1 protein-coding gene is annotated in these 1,359 nt (G+C 46.9%); it reads left to right on the top strand.

All coding sequences use genetic code 11. The features are described from left to right. Positions 1–1,227: ISLre2 family transposase (locus HNQ82_RS14810; protein ID WP_183250469.1), on the top strand; the 1,227-nt coding region annotated here is incomplete at its 5' end. Positions 1,228–1,359: the final 132 nt, after the last annotated feature.

The following is a 1,359-nucleotide window of genomic DNA, read 5'->3' on the forward strand; positions in this document are numbered from 1 at the left end:
GCGGAAAAACGAGATAAAAAACGATACGCGCTCAAAGATAAGCGGATGATACGGATGCAGACGATGTTTGGGGAATTGGAAGTCAAGCGGAACTATTACTTCGATCGAGAAAAACGGAGGTATGTCTGTCTATTGGATGCTTTTCTTCAGTTTGAGGGAGCACATGGAGTCAGTCCGTTGTTAGAAGAAACAGCGATTCATCTGGCAGTGACAGGTTCATCGTATCGACAAGCTGCCCAGTCCTTAGAGAAACTGGTGGGATATGCGTGCGTGAGCCACGAAACGATTCGTCAGTTGATTGTCGAGGCTGAAGTCGTTGGACACCGCAAGATGGAGAAAAAAGGTCGGGTGTTTTTCATTGAAGCGGACGGGTTGTACGTCAAACGGCAACGAAGCCGCAGGAAAGGAAAAGAAGAGAAAATTGTGACGATTCACCAAGGATGGGAGAAAAACGGCAAACGAGTTTCTTTGGTGAACCGACGCTACTATGTTCATCAAACGAATGAGCCGATCTGGGAAGCCGTCGAGAGCTTCTTAGTGAAAGAATATGGGTATGATCCACTAGAAGATTGGGTCGTCATCAATGGAGATGGTGCCCCATGGATCACGGCTTGTCGTGAATATTTCGGAGATAGAGGGTACTTTCAGCTCGATCGGTTCCATGTGGCGAGAGAGATTCGGCAATTGTTCCGAGGTCATGCGAGATATCGGGCGATTCGAAAAACATTCGCGTCATGGGATGAAGAGGGGGTGTTACGAGAACTCACAAGTGCCATCGGTACGCTAGAACATGAGGAGAAGGAAAAGCAACTCGAGGCGCTTGTTCGTCGAATCGAGGAGATGCCAGGATGTTTGCGTGACTATCGCGTATGGTTGAAGGAAAAAGGGATCGACACGACAAACATGAGAGCGATGGGCAGTGCGGAAGGAACGATGCATGTGTTTGCGAAGCGAAGCAAAAACGGTCGAAGTTGGAAGGACGCAGGGATTGAAGCGATGTTGCGAGCGATCGTCGCGATAAAAGATACGTTACTTATTCGGACACGCCATGGAGTGATGTGTTGCGTGGAAGAACGAGAAGAAACGAAACGAGAAGCGATCGTGAAAAAGGCACTAAAGCGCGTGCAAACGCAAATGGCAGAAGTGGTACGAGATAACATCCCATACCTTCGCCAATCTTCAGGGGCACCGATTTACGAGGTATTGCAAGCATTGAAAGGTTTTTAAAAACACAGATATAGGCACATACCTACAGGATAAGAGCATATAAAAGCGCTTACATGAAACAAGTCCATAAAACCATATATAACCAATAAAATCGGTCGAGAAAAAAATCTCCCACAAAGTCTTGACTCAAAC

Origin of the sequence: Anoxybacillus tengchongensis, assembly GCF_014201585.1 — a bacterium.
Classification (GTDB): domain Bacteria; phylum Bacillota; class Bacilli; order Bacillales; family Anoxybacillaceae; genus Anoxybacillus; species Anoxybacillus tengchongensis.